Source organism: Komagataeibacter melomenusus (genome assembly GCF_013155395.1).
In the GTDB taxonomy this organism is placed as follows: Bacteria; Pseudomonadota; Alphaproteobacteria; order Acetobacterales; family Acetobacteraceae; genus Komagataeibacter; species Komagataeibacter melomenusus.
Window position 1 is genome coordinate 1 of record NZ_JABJWC010000076.1, and the last position, 8,687, is coordinate 8,687.

Here is an 8,687-nt window from a genome sequence, read left to right on the forward strand (position 1 = left end):
AGCGTGCCCCATGCCCCCATGCCGCCGCCCCCGCTGCCCGAACGGACCAGGGCGCTGCTCAGGCACGCCCGCGCGCCAGAGTGCACGCCACCAGAGTGCGCGCCACCCGGCCCTGCGCCCATCGCCTTTGCCCCCGGGCAGCCGGACCGGCAGGCCTTTCCCTTTCCGCTATGGGCAAAACTGCTTGAGCAGGACTGGCGCAGGCCCGCATGGCCCATGGCTGGCGCGCCGCCGCCATCTGGCCATCCTGCCCTGCGGCAGGCCATTGCCGCCCATCTGCGCACGGCCCGGGGTTTTGACCCTGCGCCGGAGAGTATCGTCATCACCGCCGGTGTGGGGCAGAGCCTGTCGCTGTTGGCCCGCATCACCCTTGAAGCCGGCGAACAGGCCTGGGTGGAAGAGCCGGGCTATCCCGGCATCAGGGCCGCACTGGCGGCAGCCGGCATCCATGCCGTGCCGGTTGCCATTGATGAAGCGGGATTCGACCCCGCAACCGCCCTCGCCACGGCACCCGATGCCCGGATGGCGGTTGTGGCCCCGTCACATCACTATCCGCTGGGTACGGTGCTGAGCCTGCAGCGCCGCCTGGCCCTGCTCAGTTGGGCACAACGCAGGCAGGGCTGGATCATTGAAGATGATTTTGACGGCGAATACCGCTATGCGGGCCGCCCGCTGGCGCCATTGCGCGCCCTCGACCGCGCGGGGCGGGTCGCCTATCTGGGCAGCTTTTCCAAACTGCTCTTTCCTGCCCTGCGGCTGAGTTACATCGTGCTGCCGCCGCCCCTTGTAACGGTGGCGCAGGCGGTCCTGCCGCAGCTCTTTACCCCCGCCCCGCTCATGGGGCAGGGTGCGCTGGCGCGTTTCATCGCGGAGGGGCATCTGGCCACGCACCTGCGGCGCACGCGCCTGCTCTATGCCGCCCGCCAGAAAAGCCTGATGGACGCAGCCGACCGCCACCTTGCGGGCCGCATGCATATTGCCCCCGATTCCGGCGGCATGCATGTCGTCGCCTGCCCGGATCCTGCCCTTGCCTCCACCTTTGATGACAACGCCGCCACCGCTGCCGCGCTGAAGGCAGGCGTGCGGGTTGCGCCCCTTTCAGAATGTTATGTCGGTCCGCACAGGCAGCATGGCCTGCTGCTGGGATATGCCGGCACGCCGCACCACGAGATTGATCCCGCCATGCGCAGGCTGGCCCGCGCCCTTGAAGCCTTCATGCCGCGTGATGCCGGTGCGCGATGCCCTGCAGGCCAGGTATGAAGGCGTGAAGGCGCCTCAGTCAGCCGCGCGCGGCGTGCCCGCAAGCTGGCCCTGCAGCGTTTCCACCTGCTGGCGCAGGTCCATGATCTCCTGCAGCAGGTTCTCCACCGTGCGGTTGCCCGCGCGCTCGACCGCGTAAAGCGAGGTGAACAGCGACATGGCCTGCCGCACCACGGCGGCCTGCTCCTGGCCGAGTGCTTCAAGCCCGTCGCCTGCCGCATCGGGGGCCTGACGGTCCATGAATTCGCCCATCATGCGCTCAAGGTAGTCGGATACCTCGCCCTGCCTGCTGTCGCCATAGCAGCGGATCAACTGGCGCAGGAAGGCGACCGGCAGCATGGCGCGGCCGCGCGTTTCCTCCTCGAGCATCACCTGGGCGAGCACGCCACGGGTAATGTCATCGCCGGTGCGGGCATCAAGAATGACAAAGGCACGGTCGAGCTTGACCATGTCCATCAGGTTCTCGAGCGTGATGTATGCCGACACTTCGGTATCGTACAGCCGCCGGTTGGCATATTTCTTGATGACGACGGGAGCAGAAGAGACCGACACATGCCTTCCTTTCACATGGCGCGGAAACCAGGCCTGGGGGCCACGGCGCGCCCCACGCGGACGCCCTGGCGTGAGGCGTGCCTTCCCCCTTTAGGGCATAACCCGCGCGCCGACCATGAGCCGCGTCATCAAACCTTCACTTTCCACCCGGACAGAACGCCGTATCCTGCCCCGCCGGAGGGCCACGCGCAGGCTTTTGCGCCCGGTCACGGCGCGTTCATGACGTATTGTGTCAGAAGCTGTCCTTTTCCTTCCGCAGCCTGCCCAGCGTCGTCACGTCGGGCGCGCGCAGGAAGGGATTGGTCGCGCGCTCCACATCAAGCCGCACCGGCAGCGTGGGCAGGCCACGCGCCCGCAGGCTGGCCACCTCGGCCGCGCGGGCCTGCACGGCGGGGTTGTCTGGCGCGACATGCAGGGCGAAACGCGCGTTGGACTGCGTATATTCATGCCCGCAGCACAGCAGCGTCTGGCCCGGCAGGGCGTCGATGCGGCGGAGCGAGGCGAACATGTCGGCCGGCGTGCCCTCGAACAGCCGCCCGCAGCCCATGCTGAACAGGGTATCGCCACAGAACAGCGCGGGCCCTGCGGGGAAATAATACGATACCTCACCCGACGTATGCCCCGGCGTTGCAATCACCTGCACCTGCTGCGTGCCAAATGCCACCACATCGCCATCGCGCACCGCGATATCGAGCGGCGGCAGGCGGTACGCATCCACTGCCGCCCCCACGATCCGCGCGCCGTAACGCTGGCGCAGGGCCTCGGCTGCAGCAATATGGTCGGCATGGTGGTGCGTGAGGAAGATCATGTCCAGCCGCCCGCCTGCTTCATCAATGGCGGCGACAAGGGGCGCTTCCTCGGCGGGGTCGACCATGCCAGCGGGGCCTGCCGGGCCATCGTGCACGAACCAGGCGTAATTGTCCGACAGGATGGGAATCGCCTCGATCAGGAGCCTGCGTGTCATGACTGTCCCTTCATGTAATCTGACCGGCTGCAAAACCATGGGCATGGCCTGCCCGCGTGCAGCCTGTTAGTGTAACACCCATGGGCGCCAACATGCACACCGCCGCAAGCTTTTATGCTTCCCGCCGGGGCCAGATGGCCGCCCGGCTGCTTGGCCAGCGCATGGCCGGATTCTGGCCGGAGGGATCGCCTGGCCTCATGCTCGGGCTTGGCTATGCCCTGCCTTTCCTGCCACTGTGGGACCGGCCGGGACAGCCGTGCTTTTCAGCCAGGCTCGACACGCCGGTCACGCGCGAGGGGGGCGGCCCGTGGCAGGGGCGCGACTGCGTGGCCAGCGGCGACAGCCTGCCCTTCGATGACCTGAAATTCGACCGCATCCTGATGATCCACGCGCTTGAAACCAGCGAGGACAAGAACACCCTGCTGCGCCAGGTCTGGAAAATTCTCAAGGATGACGGCGTGCTGCTGCTCATCGTGCCCAACCGGGCCGGGCTTTGGGCGCATACCGACAATTCCCCCTTCGGGCAGGGCACGCCCTTCTCGCGCCGCCAGATCGACCGCTGGCTGGCCAATGCCTGCTTCCGCGCCGAGCGCCATGAGGATGCCCTCTACATTCCCCCCGCCGGTCCCTGCCCCGCAGGCCCCGCCACCATGGCGGAATGGACGGGGCGCACCCTCTTCCCCCGCCTTGGCGGCGTGTGCATGATCGAGGCGGTCAAGGACATCTATGCGGGCGTGCCCACCCGCCCGGCCACGATCATGCCCGCCGGGCTGCGGCTGCGGCCCGCGCGGCTGTTTTCGCGCAGCCTCACCCACCGCCAGCGGGGTGGGAACGCGCAGGATACTTGACCAATTTTACTGGAATCTCCATGAACATGATCCCATGTCGCTAATTCAATCCCTCAAGCTTGTCCTTGCCCCGCCGCACCCGGCCGCGCGCCCCTTCCTGCTCGCCTCAGGCGCAGGGGCCGTGATCGGGCGGCTGCTGCCGTGGCGGGTGACAAAGCTGCTTGGTACGGCCAGTGGCCTGTTCTTCGGGTTCTGCCTGTACTTCTTCCGTGACCCCGAGCGCGTCACCCCGGCCGAAGCCAACGTGGCCGTGGCCCCGGCGGATGGGCATATCGTCTCGATCGAGAAAGTGGCGCCGCCGCCCGAACTCGACATGGGCGATACCCCGGTGTGGCGCATCGCCACCTTCCTGTCGGTGCTTGATGTGCATGTAAACCGCATGCCCGTCGCGGGCACGGTCACGCGCGTGTCGTACCATGCGGGGCAGTTCCTCAATGCCAGTCTCGACAAGGCATCGGAACTCAATGAGCGCAATGCCCTGCGGCTGACCCTCAAGGACGGGCGGCAGCTTGCCGTGGTGCAGATCGCGGGGCTGATCGCGCGCCGCATCCTGTGCGATGCGGAAGAAGGCATGCAGTATGAAACCGGCGAGCGCTTTGGCCTGATCCGCTTTGGCTCACGCACCGACCTGTACCTGCCTGCCGACGTGGCCCCGCTTGTCGAGGTCGGCCAGACCATGATCGGCGGCGAGACCGTGATGGCGCGGCTCTAAGCGATTATGGCAGTCCCTCCCCCCGCCAACCGGTCCCGTCGCATCCGCAGGCTGAAAAAACGCCAGCGCCCCCGCGTGCGGGGCCTGTCGTTCAACCGGATGATCCCCAACCTCATGACCATGCTTGGCCTGTGCGCAGGCCTGACGGGCATGCGATTCGGGCTGGAGGGGCGGTTTGGCGGCGCGGCCACGGCACTCCTCATTGCCGCCTGCATCGACGGGCTTGACGGTCGCATCGCGCGGCTTTTGCGCGGCACCAGCCGGTTTGGCGCGGAGTTCGACAGCCTGTCCGACTTCCTGTGCTTCGGGGTGGCGCCTGCCTTCGTGCTGTACCTGTGGGCACTGCATGAAGGCGGGCGGTTTGGCTACATTCCGTGCATCATGTTCACGGTCTGCATGGCGCTGCGGCTGGCCCGCTTCAACGCCAGCCTTGATGATGACGCCAACCAGCCCAAATACGCCGCCAGTTTCTTTACCGGCGTGCCCGCGCCCGCCGGTGCGGGGCTGGCGCTGTTTCCGCTCTTTTTGGGGCTGGAGGCGCAGCGCCTGCATCTGGACTGGCTGTATGAACTCACCCGCGACCCGCTCCTGCCCGCGCTGACACTCAGCGGCACGGCCTTCCTGCTGGTATCAACGCTGCCGGTGTGGTCGTTCAAGAACTTCAAGGTGCCTTCGCCGCTCATCCTGCCTACCATGCTGGGCACGGGGGCCTATGCCGCCATCCTGATTGCCGAGCCGTGGGGGGCGCTTGCTGCGGCGGGCGTGATCTACCTGATGCTCCTGCCCATCAGCCGGCGCAGCTTTCACCGCCTGCGCCGCGCGGCGGAAGAGTTGCAGGAAAATGACGAGCCCGCGCCCCACAGCCCGGGCTGATGCGGGCAGGGTGCCGCCTTGTTCCACAACGCGCGGCACTTCCCGAAGCTTTTTGAAAAAAGCTTCACCAAAAACTTTTATCTTTTGCCTTCAGTCGTCTGCCAGCGCACCAGGGCGGCCAGGATTTCATCTGGCGCGGGCGGGCATCCGGGCAGTGCTACACGCGTGCGTGCCCGCGCGCCCACGCCGCCCAGCACGGCGTAATTGCCGCCAAACAGCCCGCCATCGACCGCGCAGTCTCCCACCACGGCCAGCACGCGCGCGCCCGGCATGGCCTGCCAGGCCAGTTCGACCACGGGCGCCATGCCCACCGTCAGGCTGCCGGTCAGCAGCAGCATGCCCGCCTGCCGTGGCGTAGGCACGAAGCGGATGGGGTGACTGCCCGCCAGCAGGGCGCGTGACAGGCTGGCCAGTTCAAGCCCGCAACCGGTGCAGCCGCCGCTTTCGATATGAAAGATGTCCAGCGCCTCAAGTCGCGGCAACGGCATGCCTTCGGGCCAGAACAGGTTGAGTTGCGCCATTACAGGTCCGCCCCGGTGGCTGACAGGCCCAGCGCGGCCAGAATCAGGTCCACATCCTCATAAGCCGCGCCAGACAGGATCGTGGGCAAGGCCTGCACCAGCGCCAGTGACGGGTCACCACACCACCAGGCGGCAACATGACCTTCCTCCACACGCAGCCAGTGCCAGACCGGGCCTGCGGGGCCTTGCGCCCAGCCCAGTCCTTCGCCCTGTCCTCCCTCAGGCGCCATGGCAGAGCCTTCGGGCAGGGCGGCAAGCAGGGACAGGCTTTCCCCGATCTCGTCCAGGCGGGCATCAAGCCGGTCGGTCATATCGCCCTGCCCCTTTTGTGCCGCCCGCGCGTTACAGCCCAGAATGCCCCAGCGCGCAGCCGTTATGGCGGACAGCACGCCCTTGCCACGGACCCGCGCCGCAAGCCCACGGGGCCGCCAGAACAGCCGGTGCAGGAGCGCGTGCTGCCCCACCAGCGTGGCCAGTTGCGTGTCCTCCACACGCACCTTAACGGTGGCAGGGGGGACGATGACATCAAACAGCAGGCGCCGCCCGCACAGTTCCCGGCAGATCTGCCGCACCTGCTCGAGCATGGTGGCAGCCAGGGTGGCGCAGCGCCCGTCGCCGCCCATCGCGCTGGCCTGCGCCAGCATATCGAGATGGGTGGCAATGCGTTCCATGGCACCCAGCATCACGCCTGCCGCCACGCCCTGCGCGGGCATGGGGGTGCCGGTGGCGTGGTGCAGGGCGCGGGCAAAAGCACGCTGGTGCGCCACGGTCGCGGTTGCATCAATCCGGGCCACCAGCAGCGCGGCCTGCTGGGGCGCAAGCCCGCGCAGGCGCGCGGCCAGCCCCCGATGCGCATAGCCCATGCAGGGCTGCACCGCCTCGATGCCTGCGCCCGGCAGGCCGAGCCGCAGATGGAACGGCGCGCGGAAATCTCCCTCCGCCGGGCCGTGACCCAGCACCGTGCCGCCTGCCCGCATCACGGCGGGGCCATCGATGAACTCCCGCCCCTCCGGCAGGCCGGGCGTGGGGGCGGAATGTGCCGCCAGCGGCGTTGCCACCGGCCATCGCCCCTGATCCAGCCAGGGGTCGCGACTGCCACCAGTGGCCGGAATGCCCCACAGGTCATGGATGATGCGCTCTGCCCCCCGCGCCCCCGCCCGCACGGGCGACAGGGCGGGATAACCTTCGGATGATACCCCGACACTGGCAACCAGCGGTGTCTGCCCCTGCCGGAACAGGGCATGCACCTGCACGCCATCGGACCATAGCCCCAGCAGGGGCAGTTCAGCCGCGCGCAACCGCGCGATCATGGCCTGCCATGCCTCGATTTCCAGCACAAACCGCCCGGCGCAGGGCGTGGGGGCACCGCGGCGGATCAGGGCTGCGACATCCGCGCTCATGCCAGCACCATCCCGCCCCGCAGGGCAAGAACCAGCACCATGCAGCCCAGCGCCAGCGCCAGGCCGGCCCGCACCCATGCCGCCGGGGCCGGTTGTGTTCCGGCTGGCGCCGCGGTGGCAAAGACCGGCCACAGGCAGGCCCCGGCCAACAGGGCCACCATCGGCGCGGCCTCCATCTCGGCCAGCAGAATCAGCGCCAGCGCCATGCCGGGCAGAAAGGGCGGCCACAACAGGCTGAAAGGCCCCGCCATGCCCCGGCCCCTGCCGCCACAGGCCAGCGCCAGCAGGCATGCCGCAAGCGGCAGGGGGGCCGTGGCGGCGGGCAACCCCGCTGCCAGCACTGCCCAGCCCGACCAGTCCATGTAGCCTGCGCGCACGCGGGAGCAGGGCAGGAGCGTGCGCAACAGGCACACACAGCCCAGAAAGGTCAGCGCGGCGCGAAGGGCAGGCCACACGATGGCCGCCTGCGCCAGAACCGGCAACGTGGCCAGCAGGGCCATGGACCCACCCGGCGGCTGGTCCCGCAGCCTGGCCGACAGCACGCCACAGGCCAGCAGCAGCCCGCCTGCCAGCAGCACGGCACCGGCCTGTTCCTGCCGCCCGCCCCACCCGGCCTGCAGCACGAACAGCCCGCCCTGCGCCATGGCCAGCCCCCCCAGCCCCACGCGCAGCGCGGGCCAGTCATCGTGCTGGCCAAAAGCAAGATGCAGGCCCAGCCCCAGCCCGATGAACATGACCAGCAGGTCGCACCGCCCGCATGCCATGGCCAGCACCGCGCTGGCTGACAGGATGAAAGGTTGGGGCCCGGCCATGCGCCCCACTTCCCGCGCTGCGGCCTCGGGCATGAAAACACGCACGCACAGCGCCAGCGCCGGGCAGGCCAGCATCAGCGCCTGCGCCATGGGGCGGGCGGACTGGCAGCCCACGGCGCACAGCCCCAGGAGCAGCCCGGCCAGCAGGCCGCGCAATGGCTTCGGGCCGCCGGTTGCCAGCAGGGCCGTGAGCGCAAGCCCCATCCAGCCCGCCACCAGGCTGATGAAAAGCGTGAGTGACATCATGGCGCCGCCCCGCTGCCACCAGACCGGCGCACGCGCAGCAGCATGAGGTTCAGGGCCGCTGCCGCCACCAGCGTTTCCGTCATGACCAGCGTACTATCGGCCTGCCCTGCCAGCAGCATGACGCCATCAAGCCCGCAGGCCAGCCCCGCGCACAGGGCCGGGGCTGCCCGCGCAATGCACGCGCCCCACACGCCGCACAGAATGGCGGATAATCCGGCCAGCCCCATGAGGCGCGCCGTCATGCCGCCGGGCATGCCGGGCACGATCACCTGCGCCAGCACCGCAATGCAGGCCAGCCCACCGGCAAGGCGCAGGCCACTGCGCTCGCGCGGGCCAGCCTGCCCGTGCAGAAGCTGCAAACCAAGCAGGCCGACCAGCCCCGCCTGCGCCACCGCGAGCAGGCATGACAGCCCTGCACCGCCCTGCGCCCATTGCCACAGCCACACGCAGGCCGCAGCAAGCCCCGCATGCCACGCAAGCCCGCCGGCCACGGAAACGG

At 68.8% G+C, this 8,687-nt stretch carries 10 protein-coding genes; 4 read left to right on the plus strand and 6 right to left on the minus strand.

What is annotated here, in order from left to right; genetic code table 11:
* Nucleotides 1-1,260: MocR-like pyridoxine biosynthesis transcription factor PdxR (gene pdxR / locus HNW77_RS16495; RefSeq protein ID WP_172159134.1), on the plus strand; the 1,260-nt coding region annotated here is incomplete at its 5' end.
* 15 nt (nucleotides 1,261-1,275) lie between these two features.
* Here the strand turns inward: pdxR and phaR are convergent.
* Both phaR and gloB read right to left on the minus strand, forming a co-directional pair.
* Entirely contained in the window at nucleotides 1,276-1,812 is a 537-nt protein-coding gene (phaR, locus tag HNW77_RS16500; protein WP_172159135.1) for a polyhydroxyalkanoate synthesis repressor PhaR, read from the minus strand.
* Between the two features lie 232 nt (nucleotides 1,813-2,044).
* Nucleotides 2,045-2,776, minus strand: coding sequence for a hydroxyacylglutathione hydrolase (gene gloB, locus HNW77_RS16505; protein WP_172159137.1), 732 nt, complete (start codon nucleotides 2,774-2,776; stop codon nucleotides 2,045-2,047).
* Between the two features lie 92 nt (nucleotides 2,777-2,868).
* Between gloB and HNW77_RS16510 the strand changes: the two genes are divergently transcribed.
* Genes HNW77_RS16510 through HNW77_RS16520 form a run of 3 tightly spaced genes read left to right on the plus strand, consistent with a single transcriptional unit; the run spans nucleotide 2,869 to nucleotide 5,209 of the window.
* Nucleotides 2,869-3,624, plus strand: a complete 756-nt coding sequence (locus HNW77_RS16510; RefSeq protein WP_172159148.1) for a methyltransferase domain-containing protein — start codon at nucleotides 2,869-2,871, stop codon at nucleotides 3,622-3,624.
* Between the two features lie 34 nt (nucleotides 3,625-3,658).
* Complete coding sequence (locus HNW77_RS16515; protein ID WP_172159139.1) at nucleotides 3,659-4,336, plus strand: phosphatidylserine decarboxylase; 678 nt, start codon at nucleotides 3,659-3,661, stop codon at nucleotides 4,334-4,336.
* A 6-nt stretch (nucleotides 4,337-4,342) separates the two neighbouring features.
* Nucleotides 4,343-5,209: a CDP-alcohol phosphatidyltransferase family protein gene (locus HNW77_RS16520; RefSeq protein WP_172159140.1), complete on the plus strand. Its 867-nt coding sequence runs from the start codon at nucleotides 4,343-4,345 to the stop codon at nucleotides 5,207-5,209.
* 77 nt (nucleotides 5,210-5,286) lie between these two features.
* Here HNW77_RS16520 and HNW77_RS16525 read toward each other — a convergent pair whose 3' ends face one another.
* From HNW77_RS16525 to HNW77_RS16540, 4 genes are read right to left on the minus strand one after another with little or no spacing between them, the layout of a single operon-like run.
* Nucleotides 5,287-5,730, minus strand: a complete 444-nt coding sequence (locus HNW77_RS16525; RefSeq protein ID WP_172159142.1) for an NADH-quinone oxidoreductase subunit B family protein — start codon at nucleotides 5,728-5,730, stop codon at nucleotides 5,287-5,289.
* Nucleotides 5,730-7,130, minus strand: coding sequence for an NADH-quinone oxidoreductase (locus HNW77_RS16530; RefSeq protein ID WP_172159144.1), 1,401 nt, complete (start codon nucleotides 7,128-7,130; stop codon nucleotides 5,730-5,732). Before HNW77_RS16530 ends, HNW77_RS16525 begins: the two co-directional genes overlap by 1 nt.
* Nucleotides 7,127-8,188, minus strand: coding sequence for a hypothetical protein (locus HNW77_RS16535; protein ID WP_172159145.1), 1,062 nt, complete (start codon nucleotides 8,186-8,188; stop codon nucleotides 7,127-7,129). The genes HNW77_RS16530 and HNW77_RS16535 overlap by 4 nt, the downstream gene beginning before the upstream one ends.
* Nucleotides 8,185-8,679 (minus strand): hypothetical protein, encoded by a 495-nt coding sequence (locus HNW77_RS16540; RefSeq protein ID WP_338033802.1) that lies wholly within the window; start codon nucleotides 8,677-8,679, stop codon nucleotides 8,185-8,187. The genes HNW77_RS16535 and HNW77_RS16540 overlap by 4 nt, the downstream gene beginning before the upstream one ends.
* Nucleotides 8,680-8,687: the final 8 nt, after the last annotated feature.